This is a genomic window from Paraburkholderia lebeckiae, from assembly GCF_050436225.1.
Taxonomy (GTDB): domain Bacteria; phylum Pseudomonadota; class Gammaproteobacteria; order Burkholderiales; family Burkholderiaceae; genus Paraburkholderia; species Paraburkholderia tuberum.
In genome coordinates this window covers 278,036-296,115 of record NZ_JBNDLU010000003.1, presented here as the reverse complement: position 1 = coordinate 296,115, position 18,080 = coordinate 278,036, and the positions used below count along the sequence as shown (strand labels likewise).

The following is an 18,080-nucleotide window of genomic DNA, read 5'->3' as shown; positions in this document are numbered from 1 at the left end:
CCGAAATGAAGCGTTGGCAATTCTGGTGAGTTTTGACCTGAGGATGCGCCTCATTTCTCGCATTTTTCACACGCATGACGGACTGCTCCCATGAACCGACCGCAACCGCGTTTCGCGCGATCACCAGGTTCGCCAGGGCGAACAGACTGAACAGTTGCGCCGTGTTCTTGGCCAGTCCCTTGTAGCGCACCTTGCGATGACGGAACAGGTTCTTGACGATATGAAACGGATGCTCGACCCGTGCGCGAATCTGCGCCTTGGTTCGCTCGACCGCAACCACCAGGTCCTTCAGCGGACCGTCCTGCATCGCCTTGATCTTTCCGCGCTTGGCCGCCACGCGCCACTTCACCGACTTGCCCTTCATTTCGTCGCGTTTGTCTACGCCGATGTAGCCCGCGTCGCCGAACGCTTCCTCTTCATGCCCGTGCAGCAGCGCATAGGCTTGCGAGACATCCGACACGTTGGCGGACGTGCCGACCACGCTGTGAACCAGTCCCGAATCGGCATCGACGCCGATGTGCGCCTTCATGCCGAAGTGCCACTCGTTACCTTTCTTCGTTTGATGCATTTCCGGATCGCGACTCTTCCCGGCGTTCTTGGTCGACGACGGCGCTTCGATGATCGTCGCGTCGACCAGCGTGCCTTCCTTCATCATCAATCCGCGTTCGCACAGCGAAATGCCGATCTCGTCGAACAGCTTCCGCGTCAGGTCATATTCGACCAGCAGGCGCCGGAACTTCAACAGCGTGGTCGCGTCCGGAACGTCCTCGACCGCCAGATCGATGCCGGCGAAGGCTCGCATCGCGATGCTGTCGTACATCGCGTCTTCCAGACCTTCGTCCGACAGGCCGTACCACTGCTGCAGAAAGTAGATTCGAAGCATCCGCTCCAGACCAATCGGCGGACGGCCACGCTCACCCTTCGGGTAGTACGGCTCGATCGCCGACAGCAACCGCGGCCATGGGACGACCCTCTCCATCTCTGTCAGGAAGCGCTGACGCCTGGTCACCCGCTTCTTGCCCGCACTTTCCGCTTCTGCAAAGCTGATCTGCCGCTTCATCACTATGGGTCCGTTCCGTGAGCTTCCTTCTACAACGCACTCGGACACCTCAGCGATGACGGCCGAGCCTGATAAATCAGTGTTTCCCTAAGTGTTCACGAAAAATTTACTTGGGATTTTGAACCGTATCCGCTGAGCAGAATTTCGAGCTCCGCATCGATGGTTTCTTTCGTCCACGTCGCGAATCGCCGCCAGTGATACTTGAAGTGCTTCCATACGATCTCGATGAGATTCAGTTCGGGGCTGTACGGCGGCAGATAAAAAAGGAGTGCTTTGTGTTCGATGAACCAGCGGTCCAGTGTGAGCTGATCGATCCCGTGATGAATGCTAGCGTTGTCCAGCACGATCACGGTCGGTTTTCCATCGCCCTGACAGATCAGGTCATTGAGAAAACCCTCAACGTGAGGCCCTTTGACCGTATGGCTGCCTGCTGCATGGACGAAACTGTTCTCCGCGAAGTTCAGTGCGCCCATCACATTGCGTCGACAATGGTGGTTGGGCTCAATGGCATGGGGCAGTCCACGTGGTGACCAGCTACGCTGCACAGGCGGTGATCCGCAAAAACCGGCCTCGTCGAAATAAAACAGGTGACACTGGCCATCGCGCGCGGCGACCCGAAGCTTCTCGAGCGTGGCCTGTTTCATGTCGAACTCCTGTTCATTGCGCTTTTTTTCAGCGAGAACCGGTTGCGCTTGAAGTGAAGCCCGCACGCTTGAGGTCTTCACCCAGCGTTTCTATCTTGCAGGGCAGCGCCTGGGCTTGTGCCTGCTCAACGCGTCGAGCTATCTGGGCCAGGGTAAGCGGCTCGGCCCGCGCAATCTCCAGCGCGACAGCGACCACCTCATCGGGAAGTGCACGCGGTCGACCACCGTTGTGACCACCCATGAGCGCGCAAATGCCTCCAATACGCCACGCGTGAGCCCAGTTGTAGACAGCCTGGTCGCTCACACCGAGGGCTGCACAGACGACCTTTGGCTTATCCCCGCGAGCGAGCATCAAAACACCCGTGGCGCGTCGGCGAGTGTTCTTGAACCGGTGATTGATCGCCATCTCCTGCAATGTGATCTCCTCAGCCTTCACAAGCTTCACACGGCATTTCATCGACACCTCGGTACCAGGAAAAATCCAGGTTACCGAAATCCAAGCAGTTTTACCAGGAACACTTATCACCTATTCAATATACTCAAACTTCCCGCCCATGCCGTCCGCAATGGCGCTGAACGTCGAAACCGGCGAATGGTTTCCGCAGGATAGTCGCCATGAATTTTTTGCACGCCAGGAAGCTTTTAATCCACGAAGGTTGGCATCCTGTTCAATCAAGGTGACGGGCCGGCGTCGAAAATATATTAATACGAAGTGGCATTAAAGAAGTGGAAAGCTGTGCGATAGACCGGCCATTATGTATTTTCAATTATTCGAAGAATGGTAAGTAGCTGAGGCTTGTTACTGCCGGGGAAGACGTGCCTACGATGCAAATTATCGATATTTCCCACTCCTGCTCATCGTAGACCGTGTTGGCACGGTAGACGATAACGTCTGGACGCTGCTTCCGAGGCTGCTCGGCGTTTCTAGCCTGTCTACTGTTAAAAACCTCATCGGCGCGCGGCCATTTCGTCCTTGCCTTTTTCTTCTCCTTACCTCAATGCTAGGAGCATCGGAGGTGCCACTATGGCAGCAGCAACTATCACTTCGAAGGGCTAGGTCACGATCCCGGTGGACGTGCGCAACCAGCTTGGCCTGGAGGCGGGAGATCGGCTCGGATTCAGCTTCAACGAGGCGACGGGCCGCTATGAGGTCTATCCGGCCACGCACTCGCTTGCGTCGCTCAAGGGCATCGTGAAGAAGCCCGCGAAACCGATGTCGATCGAGGACATGAACCGGGCCATCGCCGAGCAGGGGGCATTGGCGCGATGATCGGACTGGATACGAACGTTCCGGTCCGCTACTTCGCCCAGCACGACGCCGTGCGGTCGAAGGAGGCGACGGCGCTGATGGAGTCCCTGTCGGCCGAACGGCCGGGCTGCGTTTCGCAGATCGCCCTGGTCGAGGTCGTGCGGGTGCTCGCGCGCTGCTATGGCGTCGAGCGCGAGCAGATGAAGGACATCATCGACTCGATGATCGGCAGCAAGGAACTGGTCATTGAAGGAGTTGTCGCCGCTCGCAAGCGGCGACCCCGAGCGGCGGCCCATTGACCTGCGTCAAGCCGCGCGGCGGCGCGCGCTTCACACTGTCGGCGCGGACACGCGACGGCACCGCTTCGGTTCATGCCAGCGCTTTCACAGGGAGTCCAACATGTATGCACGAATTCTGGTTGCGCTCGACGACAGTCCCAGCGCGCAGCGCGCCTTTGCCGAGGCGCTGAAGCTCGCGAAGCTGACAGGCGCCACGCTCGAAGCCTGCTGCGTGGTAGGGCACGGCAAGTGGTCGGACAATGCCGATGTGGCTTTCGAGCCGGAACCGGCGGGCGCGGCGCAAGAATTCGCCAGCCGCGCGCTCGATGCGCCGCGCGAGCTGATGCGCGAGGCGCAGGTGCCCGGCGGCGTGCGGGTGATCGACGCGTACGCTGAAAGCGTGTCCGCGGTGCTCGCGCGCGTCGCCGACGAAATCGAAGCCGATCTGATCGTGATGGGCACGCACGGTCGCCACGGCGTGCAGCGCTTTCTGCTCGGCAGCGTCGCGGAGTCGCTCGTGCGTGCGACCGACAAGCCGGTGCTGATCGTGCGGCATGACGAACACGGGCACGCGCGTCCCTGAAGCGCCGCGTCGCGGAATCGTGGCGCGATCGCGTGGGAGCGGCCGCGCAACAGCCCGGTTTTCGCGGCTCAGGTGAGTTCGTTTTCGGCGCAGGCCGGGACTGACTGATCGCACGTCGCGCCGTTCGCGTGCGCTGGAACCATCAGCACCGGGCAGCTGGCGCTGCGCAGCACGCGCTCGGCGACGCTGCCGAGCATCAGTCGTTGAACACCACGGCGGCCGTGCGTGCCCATCACGATCGCGTCGGCGTGCCATTCGAGCGCCGCCTCGACGATGCGATGCGCGACGTCTTCGCCGGTGATCGCGGCTTCGACGGTGCGGGCCGTGCCCTTGATCCCGCGCGCGGTCATCCGGCTCTGGGCATCGGCCGCGATCCGCTTGCCTTCGTCGATGAAGGCGTCCTGGATCAAGCAAGGGTCGAAGCCGGGCGCGTCATAGGCGATGACGGGCACGTCGATCACGTACAGCGGCTGCAGCTCGGCGCCCGATTCGGCGGCAAGGGTCAGCGCGGCGTCGAACGCACGGGAGGCGGTGTCGCTGCCATCGAGCGCGACGAGCAGGCGGTGAAACATGGCGGACTCCTTAAGCGCGCACTTCAGTGCGACAACAGCACCGGCACGGTCATCGACTCGAGCATCGTGCGCGTCGCGCCGCCCAGTACGACTTCGTGCAGACGCGAATGCGCGTAGGCGCCCATCACAATCATGTCGCAGTCGAGGTCGGCCGCCTGCGACAGCAGCGCGTCGCCGACCGGCGTGTTGTCCGCGACGCTCAGTTCGCGCACGTCGATCTTGACGCCGTGACGCGCGACGGTGAGTGCGATGTCGTCGCCCGGAACCGTGTCGCGCGGCGGACGATCGGCCGACGAATGAACCGTCAGCAGTGTCACTTTGGCCGCGTGCGCGAGGAACGGCAGTGCGTCTTGGATCGCGCGGGTGGCTTCGCGGCTGCCGTCCCACGCGATCAGCACGTGGCGGCCGGGTGCCGCGAAGGTGCCGCCCGACGGCACCAGCAGCACCGGCCGCCCGGCCGACAGCACGACGTGCTCGACGAACTGTTCGGCGACGAACGCCTCGGGATCGGTCGGGTCGGTCTGCCCGAGCACGATCAGATCGGCGAGACGCGCATAGGGCGGCACCATGTCGTTCGCGTAGCCGTTCGCGGCGATCCAATGACCGTCGACGTTCGCGCGCGCGAGTTCCGCACGAAACAGCCGCTCGAGCGCGCTGGCACGCTCGTGCCGCAGGCGCTCGTGCTCCGCGTAGTAGTCGGCGGTGCCGGCCATCACGAAGAACGCGTGCCGCGGTGGCACGTACGTCGAAAACAGGCCGGTCAGCGTCGCTTGAAAGCGGTGTGCGAGCTGCAATGCGATTTCGAGGCGCGGATGTGCACGAACGCTCGTATCGAGGTGAACGAGAATGCTTTTGTAGCTCATTGCCAAAGCTCCGTGACAGAACGTGGGGAAACGGGCGCAAGCAGGCTCGAGCCCGTCGTCAAATGGAGTCTATGAGCCCGGCGGCCGCGGCTGTTGATGCAGATCAAGCGCGGGCCGCCGCGCGCTCAATACAGTGGCAGGCGCGCTCGACGGTTTGCAACCGCGCCTGGCAATCCTATGCTGTGCTCTGGAGGGCAGCGATCATGATTTCCAAATCCGATGCGCCGCTCGGGCGCCCCGCTTCACCATGGACCTCGACGGCATCCGGACCGCCCGAAGGCTGGCTCGACTACGCGGCGGCGTATCAGACCGCACAGGGCGCGGCACACGGGTACGCCGAGCGGTGCCTCGCCGACTGGAGCAAGTCGATCGCTGTCGCCGCGCAGCGCGAGGCGGACTGGTTCGACGAGGCCAACCGCGCTTGCGCCGCCTGGTATGCGTGGTGGCAGGCGGCGTACGGCATCGCGCCAGGCATCGCGCCGCTCGCGGGCGGCCTGAGCGCTTGGTGGTGGAGCTCGCAGAACGCGCTGCCGTTCGCGGGCGTCGTTTAGCCGCGCGAGCCGGCAAAGCCGGCGCGCGCACCGTCAATGGCAGACACGGCAAGGAGGAGTTCAGATGGGAACGGATCGCGTGGCATTGGTCACAGGCGGGATGGGCGGTTTGGGCGCGGCGGTCAGCCGGGCGCTTCATGACGCGGGCATGACGGTCGCGGTGACGCACTCGACGCGCAACGATCACGCGTCGACATGGCTGCAGCACGAGCGCGACACGGGGCGCGACTTTCACGCTTACGAAGCCGACATCGCCGACTTCGATTCATGCGCGCGTTGCGCGCAACGCGTGCTGGCCGAACTGGGCGCGGTCGACGTGCTGATCAACAACGCGGGCATCACGCACGACACGAGCTTCGCGAAGATGAGCAAGGAGCACTGGGATGCCGTGCTGCGCACCGATCTCGATGGCCTGTTCAACATGAGCAAGCCGCTGTTGCCCGGCATGCTCGAGCGGCGCCACGGCCGCATCGTCAACGTGGGGTCGGTCAACGGTTCGCGCGGCGCCTACGGGCAAACCAATTATTCAGCGGCCAAAGCGGGCGTGCACGGCTTCACGAAAGCACTTGCGCTCGAAACCGCGAAGCACGGCGTCACGGTGAACACGGTGTCGCCCGGTTATCTCGCGACCGCGATGGTCGAAGCGGTGCCGCGCGAGATCCTCGACACGAAGATCCTGCCGCAGATTCCGGTCGGCCGGCTGGGACGTCCGGACGAGGTGGCGGCGTTGATCGCGTTTCTATGCTCAGAGGAGGCGGCTTTTATCACCGGTGCGGACATTGCGATTAACGGGGGTATGCATATGCAGTGAGGGTGCTCGCCTTCACCGCGCTTGACCCACGTCAATGACCGCCTTTCTGGCAAGAACAAGATAAGCCCCATAGCAAGCGCCTGGACCCTGAGTCTGCGCGAAACAGGTTCGATCGACACTCGCAAGGGGAGGCGAAGATGGGCATCGACATGCAGATCGTCTACCTTGGCTTTGCGGGTGCCGCTCCGCTCGAAGCGGAAGCCGGTGCGCAACTGGTCCGTCTCGCGCGGTTTGGCGCGCTCGTGTCGCACTGCCATCTCGCCATCGAGGCGTTGCGTCCGGGATCGGCGCATCCGCGGTATGACGTGAGGCTGGATCTGGTCACGCCCGCGCACGAGCTCAAGCCCGTCGCGCACTGCGCTGACGACGACGCCAAAGCGGCGATCCGTCGCGCGTTCGATATGGCGGAGATGACGCTCGAAACAGCGCTCCGCACCGAGCGTGGGAACTGACGAACTTGCGTCGTGACGTGACGCTCGACGATCGCCAGATGCGGACTGCTGACGTTTACCCGGCCACCTCACGCCGATCTGCGGTTTGCCGAAACCCTGGCCGCGCGGCGCGGCCGGCAAACCTTCAGCGCGGCGTGCTCGACATCGCGCCAGAATTCGCAGAGCCCCGGATGAACCGCATCGCGCCAACGCGGCCCGATAAACAGGTCGTAGTGATTGCACTGCTCGATGGTGAGCTGCCGCGCGGGTGGCATCGGCGATGCATCGCGCAGCGCATGCGCGCAATGCGTTTGCCCCGCGCCTGTGATCTCGTCGCTGTCACCCTCGATCGTGCACAGCGGGGTATCGCGCAGCGCGGCGATTCGTACCCGGCGCCCGGCGACCGACCACAGATCGCGCGGCAACTGATGTTCGTGAAACACCACACGAAGCATGTCGAAGAAGTAGCACTCCGCCATGTCGAGCACCGCGGCATATTCGTTTGCCGAGCGCAGCGCCCGCTGCGCACCGGGCATGTCGCCGGCGAGCCATCGGGACCAGTAATCCGCTTCGAGTCGCAACTGCCGCTCCGGATGCGCGGCAAAAATCGCGGTCTGCTGGATGAAGCCCGGATACACGAGACGCCCCGCGCCGCAATAGGGCGGTGGAACGATATCGATCGCATTGTCGCGAAACCACTGGAGCGAATGGGAACTGGCGAAGCGGTCGGTGACGGTCGGGTTCAAACGGGTATCGATCGGGCCGCCGAGTAGCGAGAGGCTCGCGATCGGCGCTGCCTCGTCCATGGCGAGCAGCGCCGCGGCGCCGAGCGCAGGCACGCTCGCCTGACAGATCGCGATCACATGAACCGGCGAACCGAACGCGCGGACGGCGCCGACGAAGCTTTCGAGCGCCTGCACGTAGTCGTCGAGCGATAGCGGGCCCGCTTCGCGCGGCACGTCGCGCGCGTCGGCCCAATCGGTTACGAACACGTCGCGTTCTTCGAGCAGCGTTTCGATGGTCTCGCGCAGCATGACTGAGTGATGTCCGGCGAGGGGCGCACACAACAGCACCGGCAGTTTTGCGTCGGTAGGGGGTGTAGAGGGGTTGCGCTTGAACCTGAGCAGCGCGCCGAGCGGCAAGGAGGCGATGACGCTTTCGTCGACGGTAACGCGGCTACCGTTGCCGGCAACGGAGTGGATCGCGAATGTCGGCGTTCGTTCGAAAGCGCAGGCGGATCTCAGCAGCCAGTAGCTGAACGCGTCGGCCGCCTGTTCCGGGCCGAGCCAACCCGCTTGCGGGCGCGGCTCCGACTCCCATTCGGATAGAACTCCCCCGACCATCGCGCGGGCGAGGCGTTGCTGTGCATCGATGAAGGCGTACCACATGATGAACTCCAGCGTTCGTCGATCATGAGGGCAGCGTTGCCGCACCGGCACGAACTCGTGACGCGGATACCGTCGCAAAGCTTACCGCGAAATCGGTGCGCGCGGCGCGCCAAGCACGCCGCGTGCAAGAGGCATTGCGCGTTTTCCCGGCAGGGTTTTCACGCGATGGCGTGCGTCTGAAACGGAGCTGAAAGTATCGAGGAAAGCGAACGACGTCGAGCGTGACTCACGGTTCGTGTCGACGGTTGACGTGGATCAACGAGAGAGGCGTTGCGGGTCATTACGCTGACGATGGCAGTCGCTCGCGACAACCCCGAGGAGCATCCAATGACCATATCAGCAAACGCGCAGGAAGGAACCTGGTCCGTGAGCGTCGAGACGCAGCAGGCGAAGGAAGGCGGGTTTCAGTCGACGATCCATGTCAAACATGTGTCGCCCGAGGGTGACTTCGAACGCACCTTTCATCAGTTGCAGGCGTTCGCCGTGGAAAGAGAAGCGGTACTCGAAGGCTTGCGCGAAGGCATGACGTGGATCGCGCTGAAAACGACGCGGACCATCGGGGTGTAAAAGCGCACCGCGCCTCGCGTGCTCGCCGCAACAGGCAACGCGTGCGAGGTAGCGGTGCTCGAGCGTCGCGATGAGTGTCTTCAGATTCCGCTCGTCGGATCGACACGTGTCGCGGGATCGCTTTCGACGACACTGCGCGTCGCTTCCCAGTACGGTTCGCGATGATAGAACTGATGGACCGACGTCCCCCATGCGCGATCGGCCATCGCCGGCCAATGGTCCTTGTCGAAGCCCGGCGAGCTTTTCACCTGCTCGGCCGTGGCGTCCAGCTGGAAGCACTTGCGGTCCGTGTCGAGCGTCAGCGAACGCCACGGGATCGCGTGCAAAGTCCCGCCGATGCCGAGAAAAGCGCCCTCCGTCAGCACCGCATACGCGATGCGGCCGCTGCGCACGTCGAGCATGATGTCGGAGATTTTGCCGAGGTCCTGGCCATCGGCAGAGATCACCTTGTTGCCGTCGAGCGTCGCGGCGGCCATGACCTCGGGTCCGGGACCGTCGCCGACGCCGCCGCCGGCGATACGTGCGCCGGCGCTGGGCTGTGCGGGAGTCGCGGAGGCGTTCGGGTCGAGGGGATCGAGCGGGTTCATGTCGAAACTCCTGATTTCCACGGAATTACCTGCCGTCCGCAAGACGCATACCTGATACCGGATTCAAAGACTAGAATAAAAACACGCCGTGTCGAGACGGCTGCGCTGCGCCCGGATAGGGGGAGCGATCATGCGTTGTGGAATCGTTGGTCTATGCATTGGCGTGGCGGGCGTATGTGCGCTGTCTGGCTGCGTCTATTACGGTCCTTATTCGTACTATCCGGGAGCCGGTGGCTATTACGCCTGCACCAGCGCCACTGCCACTGGCCCCGCGGAAGCATCGTCCGGCAATGCGCCTGCGCCGGCGAGCGATACGACGGCCGCGAATGCGGCGCCAAACGACTTGCCGTTGTCGGGACAGAATTGCACGTACGTCGCGGTACCTGCGCCTGCTTATTACGGCTATCCCGGGTATTACGGTTATCCGGGCTATTACGGCTATCCCTATGGCTATCCATGGGCGGGCTACTACGGATGGTGGGGACCGTCAGTGGTGATCGGAGGCTACTGGGGCGGTGGCCATGGCCATGGCGGCTATTACGGCCACTGGCACGGAGGACATGGCGGGCACTGGCATTGAGCAGCCAGCACGCCACCGAACTACGAAAACGTCTCCGGATAAAGATCCTCGCTCATGTCGAGATTGCCGGTCTGCGCGTAGATCAGCGGCTCGCCGTCCGCGCCGGCTAGCGCGCCATCGACGACACGCCCAACTATCAGCCGATGATCTCCCGCCTCGATGTCGCCGGTCACCCGGCAGTCGAAATGCGCGAGCGCATCGAGCAACAACGGCGCGCCGGTCACGCCGGTACGCCAGCGAGCCGCCGCGAGCTTGTCGACGGCTCGGCCCGACTGCGTGCCGAAGTGCTCGGCGAGCTTCTGTTGATCCGCGCGCAACACGCTGATCGCGAACACCGCGCCGCTGCGCAGGAGTTCGTACGACTCATGCTCGGGACTGATGCCGAGCGCTATCAGCAATGGTGTGAACGAAACCTGCATCACCGAGCTTGCGGTGAACGCATTGCGGCGCTCGCCGTCCGCTACGCCGATCACATACACACCCGCAGTCAAATGCCGGAAAAGCTGCGCGATCCAATTGCTCATAGGGCCTCCTGGATAAAAATTTCGTCGCGTGTTGCATGCCTGTGCGGCTGCTCCGGATTGCTCCTTTCCGGATATTCGTTTCGATGGAGAAATGGAAGCGGAAGCAGACGTGACGCGATGCACGCCTGCGGGACGAATTCAGGCTATACCGGATTATGCAAACGATAAATATTGTATTTAGCTAAAGATATAGAGCGTGCTAGGGGCGACCGAAAGCTTTGCACCGAACGAGGGCGGCCGGCACGAGTGCGTGCACCGATTGGCGCTTTCATCGGCTCCAAATGGAGCATTCCTGCTCTCTTACAGGGATGTAAAAAAATCTTCGGGAAGACCCCGCTATACATCTGAAGAAATGGAACCTGTTGCCGATAACCAGTTAGGTCCGGTACTGCGTTTCGCGTCGGCATGGCCTTGTGTTACAGCGGGCGCCAAAGCAGTGATGAACCGGCTTATCCGTTCGGGTTCTGACATTCTCAACAAAGCGAACTATGAATTTCGGCAATATGAAACTCGGCGCCAAGCTGATCAGTGCGTTCATCCTGGTTTCGATCATCAGCGCTGTTGTCAGCGGGATCGGCCTGCGCAACATGGCGGAGATCAGTGCGAACGCAGACAAGACGTATCGGCAGGACCTTGTCGGGCTCAACCTGATACAGCAGGCTAACGCCGACGTACTGCGAGTCGGTACCTATCTGCGCAACGCGGTTCTGGCCACGACGGCCGCACAGCGGGCTGGCTCGCTCGATCAAGCTGACAAGGCCTTTGCCTCGTCACGTGAGCACCTCAATCAGGCGGAGCCGCTCGTCTATACCGACAAAGGTAAGGCTACGTTCGCCGAGCTCGATCAAGGCTGGCAGGACTACATTCAGGCCTTCAATGAAATGAAAGGCAAGATCAACGCGGCGGCGTTAGGGGATCGGGACAGCCTGACCGAATACATGCTGGGCGAGTACCACCGGAAGGGCTTCAAGACCCTCGTGCTGATGGGCAATCTGGTTTCCCTGAAACAGGCCGACGCGCAACGGACAGCTGAAGCCAACGATGCCGTGTACGAGCAAGGTCGAAATCTGATGCTGGTCTTCGTGGCGATGTCCGTGTCGATCGGCGTGGGAATCGGCATTTGGATGATGCGTAGCGTAACGCGGCAACTGGGTACGGAGCCGGCGACGGCTGCTGCTGTGGCCAGAAGCGTGGCGGCCGGCGACCTGAACATCAGTATCGCCCTGCGGCCCGGCGACACGAACAGCCTGATGGCGTCGCTGAAAGCCATGTGCGACGCCTTGGTGCGGGTCGTATCAGAGGTGCGCGAGAACGCCGAAGGTGTTGCGACTGCGAGTGCGCAGATCGCACAAGGCAATCTGGATCTGTCGAGCCGCACGGAGCAACAGGCGGCGTCGCTCGAAGAAACGGCTTCCAGCATGGAGGAACTGACCGCGGCGGTCCGCCACAACACGGACAATGCAACGCAGGCTGCCACGCTCGCGGGTACAGCCTCGAGCGTCGCGCAACATGGCGGCGAGATCGTCGGGCGCGTGGTTGAGACAATGCGTGACATCTCCACCAGCTCGGCCACGATGTCCGAGATCATCGGCGTCATCGAAGGCATCGCCTTCCAGACCAACATCCTCGCGCTGAACGCAGCGGTCGAGGCGGCCCGCGCGGGAGAACAGGGGCGCGGCTTCGCTGTCGTTGCCGGTGAAGTCCGCACGCTCGCGCAGCGCAGTGCCACTGCCGCGAAGGAAATCAAGGAGTTAATCTCCGACTCTGTAAGCCGGGTGGAGGCAGGCTCGGCGCTCGTCGAAGAAGCGGGTGGTGCGATCAAGGAAATCGTGCAGTCAGTGAAGCGCGTGACCGACATCGTGGGCGAAATCTCGTCGGCATCGAGCGAGCAAAGCACGGGTATCGAACAGGTCAATCAGGCGGTCAACCAGATGGACCAGGTCACACAGCAAAACGCTGCGCTTGTCGAGGAAGCGTCGGCGGCAGCCCAGACAATGGCTCAGCAAGCGGAAAGCCTGCGCAAGACGGTGGCATTTTTCAAGGTCGACGGCGAGAAGGCTGCTTCATCGCGAGCGACGACGCAAGCGGCAGTACCGCAACGGACGGCCTTGAACCGCGCCCCGTCCTCTGCTGTAACACCGGCAAAGGTTGCGAGAAGACCAGTCCCCTCTTCAGAAGGTCCGGTAGTCGTCGCCGCCGCGACTGAGACGGACTGGCAGAAATTCTGAGCGATTCCGAGCGGTTCCGGGTGCTGGATGACGTCGATTCATACCGTCGGCGCGTGCCAGCCCCGCGGGAGTTGAGCGGGCGAAGATCCGCGATACGCGTGCGCCGGATGGTTATCAATGCGCCGCGGCGACTGCCTCAGGCACGGAGGCAGCGTGGATGATCAACAGTGCAGCCAGGGCGTGTGATTGTGGACGGAGACACCCGGGCCCGCCGGTCAAGCGGGTTCGAGGAAATAGCGTGATGCGCGACTGCACTCGACGTGCAGCGCCTTGAACGTCGTCTCGCCGTCTCCGCACACTGGCCATCGCCGATCTCGTCTCGTGTCGCTCCGACATGCGGCGCGTGACGTGCAGATGCGCAGCGGTGAGATTCGATTAACGGTATCTCGTCAGATCGTAACCAAAACTATGGGATCGAACGCTCCGCTCAATGTGTCGAAAATGGTTGTGAAGTCGTTGGAGTCCGCCGGAATAGATCATGTGTTCCTGGTTCCGGGAAAACTGATCTATCCGCTGCTGGACGCGATCGACAACTCCCCCTTACTTCGCGGAATCGTAGGCGCTCACGAGACTGGCAGTGCCTTCATGGCCGATGGCTATGCACGCGCCAGCCGGAAATTCGGCGTTTGCGCGGGAATTTCCGGCCCGGGCACGATGAATTTCGTTCCCGGCATGGCTGCCGCTCACGCAGACCGGATCCCGATGCTCTATATTGCCGGCGGAATCTCGTCGCACGCGGAAGGCAAAGGGGCGTTCCAGGATGCCACGCCTGGAGGTATTTTTGAAAGCGGCGTGGTCAGAAGTCTGGTGACGGATATCGTCGAGCTAAAGAACAAGGAAAATACTCAGGCCGAGATGCGTCGTGCGACCGAAGGGTTGAACTGGATGCGTCGAGCGCAGTCATTCATCAGCATTCCCGTAGACGTTCAAAAGCAGGATGTCCTGCCCGGTCAGGACGTGGCACGGCAACCCTACGCTCACCGCGAATTTAACGCGTGCGAAGTGCCCGCGAACCGCGCCGCTCTCGATGCCCTGTGCGACCAGTATCTGTTTCAGTCGAAGAAGGTCGCGTTTCTGGTCGGAAGTCGCGGCAATGATGCGGAAACTGCCAGGCTTCTTCTCGATGTCGCCGAAAAATTCCACATTCCAGTCGCAACGACACTATCGGGAAAAGGTGCATTTCCTGAGCAACATGCCCTTGCACTAGGTGTGTACGGATTTTCAAGTCATTCGCGCGCTGCACGGGTGATCAACTCCGACGAACTTGATGTACTAGTCGTGTTTGGTAGCGACCTGAACCAGCGAGACAGCATGAACTGGAGCAGGAGGCTGGCAGAAGGGAAGGAGCTATTCATCTTTGATGACAGCTTCGATTCACCGGCGATGGGGCACATTTCGCGTCAGGGAATCTTCTCCGGAATTTCCGCGAGCTTCCGGGTGCTGGCTCAGAAAGCCGCGGACAACCCTCCCGGACTGCCGCAAGCACTGCAAAGAAGAAAGGGGTGGATTGCCGAGATCAACGAGACCCCCCTGTACGACCACCAGTTTGAGCAGTCAGGAGCCCGAGTTTCCAGCGGTGACGAAGCGCTATATCCTGGAGACGTAGTGAAGCACTTGTGCCGGATGCTGCCGAAGGACAGCAACGTCGTGGTGGATTCCGGAGCCCACCGCATCTTCATGGCCCATTACTGGCTGTCGTCAGGTAAGGGCAACTACTTTTCGTCGAGCTCGCTCGCCCCGATGGGCTGGGCCATCGCAGCCGGAATCGGCGTCAAGCTCGCGGCCCCAGAACGCCCGTGTGTTGTGGTGACGGGCGATGGCTGCATGATGATGCACGGCATGGAGATTCAGACTGCGGCTCGATACGGCGTGAAAGTAATCTACGTGGTTCTGAATAACGCCGCGCATGGCGCAATCCATATCGACGCTATCAGGAGTGGTTCGATTTCAGAGCAGTTCACCAAGTTGCCCTCTCATAGCTGGTCGGCTTTTGCATCATCGATCGGTGTGGCCGCGCGCGCGATTGAGCGCATCGACGAGCTTGATGGCGTATTGAGTGAAGCTTGTCAATATGACGGCCCCTTTCTGATTGAAGTCATCACCGGAGTTTTTCCCGCGCCGAACCGCTACTATGCAGAAGCCGAAGCCTGCCCGTGAGATTCCATCCTTCAACGCGACAAAGCCAACCGTATTGCTGAACGACGCCGCAATCAGACCGTCTGAACGCGGCGCCGCAGTTGTCAACGAAATGTCATTCGAACCGCCTAAGTTTAGACGTTCGAGCCGATGGCAAGGCTCGACGCGGCGATGGGCACGCCGGGCCTGCGCAATGCGCAAGAGAGGGATCGCGGCGCGTAGTTTGCTGCAACCATTGAACCGGTCAGTCAATCTCGTGGAGGCAAACCATGCTGTTCAAACGAGGAATTGCAGTTCTTGCGGTTGCTCTACCGCTCGCGGCCGCGCAAGCGCAAACCGTCAACATCACCGGCGCGGGCAGCACTTTTGCGGCCCCGATCTATAACAAGTGGGCTGACGCCTACCAAAAGGCGGGAGGGGGCAAGGTCAACTACCAAGGCATCGGTTCAGCGGGCGGCATCAAGCAGATCATCGCGAAGACCGTTGATTTCGCAGGTTCCGATGCGCCGATGAAGGACGACGAACTGGCGAAGACTGGCCTGTTCCAATTCCCGACCGTGGTCGGCGGGGTCGTGCCGGTCGTGAACCTGCCCGGCGTGAAGCCGGGTCAACTTATTCTGTCGGGTGCCGTGCTTGGCGACATCTATCTGAACAAGATCAAGAAATGGAACGATCCGGCGATCGCCGCGCTGAATCCGGGTATGAAGCTGCCAGATACGGACATCGCCGTGGTGCGCCGCGCCGACGGTTCGGGCACGAGCTTCATCTGGACGAACTTTCTGTCGAAGCTGAACCCGGAGTGGAAGTCGAAGGTCGGCGAAGGCACGACGGTGAACTGGCCGACCGGTACGGGAGGCAAGGGCAATGACGGCGTTGCCGCGTTCGTGCAACGCCTGCCGGGCGCGGTCGGTTACGTCGAGTGGGCATATGCGAAGCAAAACAACATGATCTACACCAGCCTGAAGAATTCGGCCGGTACCGTGGTTGCGCCGAAGACCGAAACCTTCAAGGCGGCCGCCTCGGGCGCGGACTGGAAGACGTCCTTCTACCAGATCCTGACGAACGAGCCCGGCAAGGACGCGTGGCCGGTCGTCGGCGCGACCTTCGTGCTGCTGCATGCGACGCAGGACAAGCCGGCGCAAGGCGCGGCAACGCTGAAGTTCTTCGACTGGGCGTTCAAGAACGGCGGGCAGGCTGCCAGCGATCTCGACTACATTTCGCTGCCGGATTCGGTCGTGTCGGAAATCCGCGGGCAATGGAAGACCAAGGTCAAGGACGCGTCGGGAAAACCGGTGTTTCAGTGAAGGCCTCGATGCCACCCACCTCAAACAGCTTGTAATCGATCATGGGCGAAATCAATTGACGCAGGTCAAGTGACTGACGCATAGAGGCGGGTAACGTGTGTGTGACGGTCCTTTATCACCGCACGCTCGGAGCAAGCCATGGTCACGCGCAACGTAGAGGATGTCATCAGGCAGATTGCCGCCGCTACCGACACTCCCGAGGAAACGGTCTCGCAGATGTACGCGCAGACGTGGATTGAATACAGCGAAGGTGCACGAATCACGGACTACCTGACGGTGCTGGTCGCTCGTCGTGTGCGGGACGACCTGCGTAGGCGGCAACGGGATTCGCATTGAGAGTCGGTGCCGAGCGTTCAGGCTCGTCTACTTTTGATCGATCGCCGTTGTGCGATGCCGCCACCGCGCCGAAGCGCTCGACAATGAATTCAATAAAGCTCCGAAGCTTCGGCGACGTCTGTCGCTCACGCAGATGCAGCAGATTCTGTGGCCGCTCGGGCGCGGCAAACGCCGGCAGCACTTCGATCAACCGCTTCGCTCGCAGATCCGCGGCCGCCAGAATCTCGGACAGCATTGCGATGCCCATGCCGCGCAACACGGCCCGTCGCAGCGCTTCAGAATTGTCGAGCGCTTCGGTTGGCCGGCAATTTTTCTGATCAACGTGGGGCTGTTCGGGTCGATGGTGCGGCCGGAGCTCAATCATCTTGCCGAAGGGTTTGCATCTCGCTGCGATTCTGGCCGCTGTGGTGACGCTTTTGAGCCTCCTGAGCATAGTCATGGACCTCAGGATATCTGGATGAGATGCACAGACTATGCCCGACATAACGCGAGCCGGCGCCAGGCGCGCAATGTGCTCGGAGATAGACGCGTTGATCGCTTTGGCGGCGAGGGCGTTGTGTGCATCGCACCATTGGCCGAAACCACAAGGAGAAATCGATGACCCTGCTCATCTATCTGGTCGGATGGATCATTTTCATTGGCGGCGTCGCGTGGGGATTGATGGCGCTGCATGTCGCGCAGCACATCATCGCTATCGTGGCCGTGATACTGCTCGGCATCGCGGTGATTACGGGCGCCACGCATGCGCGTAATCGCGATCGGTCGTCATAGCCATTGGCGTTTGCTTGTCGGATCCACCAGGTGGGAACGCTCATCACACGCCACGCCACGCTACGGCACGCTCGCGATGTACCATGTCTGCGTGAAATCTCGCGCTGGATATCGTGGAGTACATCATGGGAAGCGCATGGAAACGCCGCTTCAAACTGTTTATCCAGCGTTTCTGGCAGCCAACCAGCGCGTGCATGACCTGTATGCCGGGGAGCTGGGGCAACATCATGAGCCTCACGCACTGGGCGATCGCATTCAAAACCGGGCTGCTCACCGGTGTGCTCGCCCTGCTGCTCACCTTCACGCCGGCGGCGAAGTGGTACGGGAATCGCTATAGCAACGCGCTGCTCGTCGGTTGCCTGACCGCAATCGGCGATGCCTACTCTCATTTGAGCCACTACCGTTCTCATGTTCTCGAACACGTCGCGACGGGGGTCATGTCAGGCCTGTTCGCGCTCGTTGGGTCGTACCTGTTCGAGGACCGCGCGCGCCGCATACGCGCGGCGTGGTCGCGCTTGTTCGGATAATAAGACTTCGATCTCGAACATCGTGAGACCTCACGATGAGTGTTGCGCGTGACACGTTCGTGCCCGGATACCTCGCGGTGAATTGTTCGC

At 61.6% G+C, this 18,080-nt stretch carries 22 protein-coding genes and 1 pseudogene; 14 read left to right on the top strand and 9 right to left on the bottom strand.

What is annotated here, in order from left to right; all coding sequences use genetic code 11:
- Positions 1-66: 66 nt before the first annotated feature.
- The 3 genes from OKW45_RS36130 to OKW45_RS36120 form a co-directional block, all read right to left on the bottom strand.
- A protein-coding gene (locus OKW45_RS36130; RefSeq protein WP_429473604.1) for an IS5 family transposase occupies positions 67-1,060 on the bottom strand; the annotation gives its coding sequence in 2 pieces (ribosomal slippage) (positions 67-105 and positions 107-1,060; 993 coding nt in all).
- 95 nt (positions 1,061-1,155) lie between these two features.
- On the bottom strand, positions 1,156-1,704 hold the full coding sequence (locus OKW45_RS36125) for an IS630 family transposase (RefSeq protein WP_429473603.1): 549 nt from the start codon (positions 1,702-1,704) through the stop codon (positions 1,156-1,158).
- Positions 1,705-1,732: 28 nt separating this feature from the next.
- Positions 1,733-2,161 (bottom strand): helix-turn-helix domain-containing protein, encoded by a 429-nt coding sequence (locus tag OKW45_RS36120; protein ID WP_429473602.1) that lies wholly within the window; start codon positions 2,159-2,161, stop codon positions 1,733-1,735.
- A 606-nt stretch (positions 2,162-2,767) separates the two neighbouring features.
- On the opposite strand from OKW45_RS36120, the gene OKW45_RS36115 reads away from it, so the two are divergent.
- The 3 genes from OKW45_RS36115 to OKW45_RS36105 all read left to right on the top strand — a co-directional run bounded on the left by OKW45_RS36115 (position 2,768) and on the right by OKW45_RS36105 (position 3,814).
- Entirely contained in the window at positions 2,768-2,974 is a 207-nt protein-coding gene (locus OKW45_RS36115) for an AbrB/MazE/SpoVT family DNA-binding domain-containing protein (RefSeq protein ID WP_429474024.1), read from the top strand.
- Positions 2,971-3,252, top strand: a complete 282-nt coding sequence (locus OKW45_RS36110; RefSeq protein WP_429473601.1) for a hypothetical protein — start codon at positions 2,971-2,973, stop codon at positions 3,250-3,252. The genes OKW45_RS36115 and OKW45_RS36110 overlap by 4 nt, the downstream gene beginning before the upstream one ends.
- Before the next feature lie 100 nt (positions 3,253-3,352).
- Positions 3,353-3,814 carry a universal stress protein gene (locus OKW45_RS36105; RefSeq protein WP_018422555.1) on the top strand — a complete coding sequence of 154 codons (462 nt, stop codon included), beginning with the start codon at positions 3,353-3,355 and terminating at the stop codon, positions 3,812-3,814.
- A gap of 68 nt (positions 3,815-3,882) precedes the next feature.
- Here OKW45_RS36105 and OKW45_RS36100 read toward each other — a convergent pair whose 3' ends face one another.
- Both OKW45_RS36100 and OKW45_RS36095 read right to left on the bottom strand, forming a co-directional pair.
- Positions 3,883-4,386 (bottom strand): universal stress protein, encoded by a 504-nt coding sequence (locus OKW45_RS36100; RefSeq protein ID WP_018422554.1) that lies wholly within the window; start codon positions 4,384-4,386, stop codon positions 3,883-3,885.
- A gap of 23 nt (positions 4,387-4,409) precedes the next feature.
- Positions 4,410-5,249, bottom strand: a complete 840-nt coding sequence (locus OKW45_RS36095) for a universal stress protein (protein WP_429473600.1) — start codon at positions 5,247-5,249, stop codon at positions 4,410-4,412.
- Between the two features lie 203 nt (positions 5,250-5,452).
- Here OKW45_RS36095 and OKW45_RS36090 point away from each other — a divergent pair, with 203 nt between their 5' ends.
- The 3 genes from OKW45_RS36090 to OKW45_RS36080 all read left to right on the top strand — a co-directional run bounded on the left by OKW45_RS36090 (position 5,453) and on the right by OKW45_RS36080 (position 7,063).
- Positions 5,453-5,800, top strand: a complete 348-nt coding sequence (locus OKW45_RS36090; RefSeq protein ID WP_429473599.1) for a polyketide synthase — start codon at positions 5,453-5,455, stop codon at positions 5,798-5,800.
- A 64-nt stretch (positions 5,801-5,864) separates the two neighbouring features.
- Positions 5,865-6,611 carry an acetoacetyl-CoA reductase gene (gene phbB, locus OKW45_RS36085; protein WP_429473598.1) on the top strand — a complete coding sequence of 249 codons (747 nt, stop codon included), beginning with the start codon at positions 5,865-5,867 and terminating at the stop codon, positions 6,609-6,611.
- A 137-nt stretch (positions 6,612-6,748) separates the two neighbouring features.
- Complete coding sequence (locus tag OKW45_RS36080) at positions 6,749-7,063, top strand: hypothetical protein (protein WP_018422550.1); 315 nt, start codon at positions 6,749-6,751, stop codon at positions 7,061-7,063.
- 68 nt (positions 7,064-7,131) lie between these two features.
- Here the strand turns inward: OKW45_RS36080 and phaZ are convergent, their stop codons facing one another.
- On the bottom strand, positions 7,132-8,430 hold the full coding sequence (gene phaZ / locus OKW45_RS36075) for a polyhydroxyalkanoate depolymerase (RefSeq protein WP_429473597.1): 1,299 nt from the start codon (positions 8,428-8,430) through the stop codon (positions 7,132-7,134).
- A gap of 327 nt (positions 8,431-8,757) precedes the next feature.
- On the opposite strand from phaZ, the gene OKW45_RS36070 reads away from it, so the two are divergent.
- Positions 8,758-8,997: a hypothetical protein gene (locus OKW45_RS36070; protein WP_429473596.1), complete on the top strand. Its 240-nt coding sequence runs from the start codon at positions 8,758-8,760 to the stop codon at positions 8,995-8,997.
- A gap of 80 nt (positions 8,998-9,077) precedes the next feature.
- On the opposite strand, the gene OKW45_RS36065 is transcribed toward OKW45_RS36070, so the two are convergent.
- A complete protein-coding gene (locus OKW45_RS36065) occupies positions 9,078-9,584 on the bottom strand; it encodes a PRC-barrel domain-containing protein (protein WP_018422547.1) in 507 nt (168 codons plus the stop codon).
- A 130-nt stretch (positions 9,585-9,714) separates the two neighbouring features.
- On the opposite strand from OKW45_RS36065, the gene OKW45_RS36060 reads away from it, so the two are divergent.
- Positions 9,715-10,164, top strand: a complete 450-nt coding sequence (locus OKW45_RS36060; protein ID WP_084754241.1) for a hypothetical protein — start codon at positions 9,715-9,717, stop codon at positions 10,162-10,164.
- 20 nt (positions 10,165-10,184) lie between these two features.
- Here the strand turns inward: OKW45_RS36060 and OKW45_RS36055 are convergent, their stop codons facing one another.
- The gene (locus OKW45_RS36055; RefSeq protein WP_429473595.1) at positions 10,185-10,688 is read right to left on the bottom strand and encodes a flavin reductase family protein; all 504 of its coding nucleotides are present in this window, start codon (positions 10,686-10,688) and stop codon (positions 10,185-10,187) included.
- A gap of 488 nt (positions 10,689-11,176) precedes the next feature.
- Here OKW45_RS36055 and OKW45_RS36050 point away from each other — a divergent pair, with 488 nt between their 5' ends.
- The 4 genes from OKW45_RS36050 (at position 11,177) to OKW45_RS36035 (ending at position 16,692) form a co-directional block, all read left to right on the top strand.
- Positions 11,177-12,916 (top strand): methyl-accepting chemotaxis protein, encoded by a 1,740-nt coding sequence (locus OKW45_RS36050; RefSeq protein ID WP_429473594.1) that lies wholly within the window; start codon positions 11,177-11,179, stop codon positions 12,914-12,916.
- A 354-nt stretch (positions 12,917-13,270) separates the two neighbouring features.
- Positions 13,271-15,073, top strand: coding sequence for a thiamine pyrophosphate-binding protein (locus OKW45_RS36045; RefSeq protein WP_429474023.1), 1,803 nt, complete (start codon positions 13,271-13,273; stop codon positions 15,071-15,073).
- Positions 15,074-15,321: 248 nt separating this feature from the next.
- Entirely contained in the window at positions 15,322-16,356 is a 1,035-nt protein-coding gene (gene pstS / locus OKW45_RS36040; RefSeq protein ID WP_429473593.1) for a phosphate ABC transporter substrate-binding protein PstS, read from the top strand.
- 138 nt (positions 16,357-16,494) lie between these two features.
- On the top strand, positions 16,495-16,692 hold the full coding sequence (locus OKW45_RS36035; RefSeq protein ID WP_429473592.1) for a DUF3562 domain-containing protein: 198 nt from the start codon (positions 16,495-16,497) through the stop codon (positions 16,690-16,692).
- 43 nt (positions 16,693-16,735) lie between these two features.
- Here OKW45_RS36035 and OKW45_RS36030 read toward each other — a convergent pair.
- Positions 16,736-16,981, bottom strand: a pseudogene (locus tag OKW45_RS36030) (LysR substrate-binding domain-containing protein); the annotation flags it as partial.
- Between the two features lie 308 nt (positions 16,982-17,289).
- On the opposite strand from OKW45_RS36030, the gene OKW45_RS36025 reads away from it, so the two are divergent.
- Both OKW45_RS36025 and OKW45_RS36020 read left to right on the top strand, forming a co-directional pair.
- A complete protein-coding gene (locus OKW45_RS36025; RefSeq protein ID WP_429473591.1) occupies positions 17,290-17,463 on the top strand; it encodes a hypothetical protein in 174 nt (57 codons plus the stop codon).
- 125 nt (positions 17,464-17,588) lie between these two features.
- Entirely contained in the window at positions 17,589-17,990 is a 402-nt protein-coding gene (locus OKW45_RS36020) for a hypothetical protein (protein ID WP_429473590.1), read from the top strand.
- The last annotated feature ends 90 nt before the right edge of the window (positions 17,991-18,080 follow it).

Coding starts and splice junctions, on each gene's coding strand:
- OKW45_RS36025 (WP_429473591.1), top strand. CDS start 17,290: ATGACCCTGCTCATCTATCTGGTCGGATGGATCATTTTCATTGGCGGC.
- OKW45_RS36055 (WP_429473595.1), bottom strand. CDS start 10,688: ATGAGCAATTGGATCGCGCAGCTTTTCCGGCATTTGACTGCGGGTGTG.
- OKW45_RS36050 (WP_429473594.1), top strand. CDS start 11,177: ATGAATTTCGGCAATATGAAACTCGGCGCCAAGCTGATCAGTGCGTTC.
- OKW45_RS36095 (WP_429473600.1), bottom strand. CDS start 5,249: ATGAGCTACAAAAGCATTCTCGTTCACCTCGATACGAGCGTTCGTGCA.
- OKW45_RS36110 (WP_429473601.1), top strand. CDS start 2,971: ATGATCGGACTGGATACGAACGTTCCGGTCCGCTACTTCGCCCAGCAC.
- OKW45_RS36090 (WP_429473599.1), top strand. CDS start 5,453: ATGATTTCCAAATCCGATGCGCCGCTCGGGCGCCCCGCTTCACCATGG.
- pstS (WP_429473593.1), top strand. CDS start 15,322: ATGCTGTTCAAACGAGGAATTGCAGTTCTTGCGGTTGCTCTACCGCTC.
- OKW45_RS36100 (WP_018422554.1), bottom strand. CDS start 4,386: ATGTTTCACCGCCTGCTCGTCGCGCTCGATGGCAGCGACACCGCCTCC.
- OKW45_RS36045 (WP_429474023.1), top strand. CDS start 13,271: ATGCGCAGCGGTGAGATTCGATTAACGGTATCTCGTCAGATCGTAACC.
- OKW45_RS36070 (WP_429473596.1), top strand. CDS start 8,758: ATGACCATATCAGCAAACGCGCAGGAAGGAACCTGGTCCGTGAGCGTC.
- OKW45_RS36020 (WP_429473590.1), top strand. CDS start 17,589: ATGGGAAGCGCATGGAAACGCCGCTTCAAACTGTTTATCCAGCGTTTC.
- phbB (WP_429473598.1), top strand. CDS start 5,865: ATGGGAACGGATCGCGTGGCATTGGTCACAGGCGGGATGGGCGGTTTG.
- OKW45_RS36060 (WP_084754241.1), top strand. CDS start 9,715: ATGCGTTGTGGAATCGTTGGTCTATGCATTGGCGTGGCGGGCGTATGT.
- OKW45_RS36065 (WP_018422547.1), bottom strand. CDS start 9,584: ATGAACCCGCTCGATCCCCTCGACCCGAACGCCTCCGCGACTCCCGCA.
- OKW45_RS36105 (WP_018422555.1), top strand. CDS start 3,353: ATGTATGCACGAATTCTGGTTGCGCTCGACGACAGTCCCAGCGCGCAG.
- OKW45_RS36120 (WP_429473602.1), bottom strand. CDS start 2,161: ATGAAATGCCGTGTGAAGCTTGTGAAGGCTGAGGAGATCACATTGCAG.
- OKW45_RS36125 (WP_429473603.1), bottom strand. CDS start 1,704: ATGAAACAGGCCACGCTCGAGAAGCTTCGGGTCGCCGCGCGCGATGGC.
- OKW45_RS36035 (WP_429473592.1), top strand. CDS start 16,495: ATGGTCACGCGCAACGTAGAGGATGTCATCAGGCAGATTGCCGCCGCT.
- OKW45_RS36080 (WP_018422550.1), top strand. CDS start 6,749: ATGGGCATCGACATGCAGATCGTCTACCTTGGCTTTGCGGGTGCCGCT.
- phaZ (WP_429473597.1), bottom strand. CDS start 8,430: ATGTGGTACGCCTTCATCGATGCACAGCAACGCCTCGCCCGCGCGATG.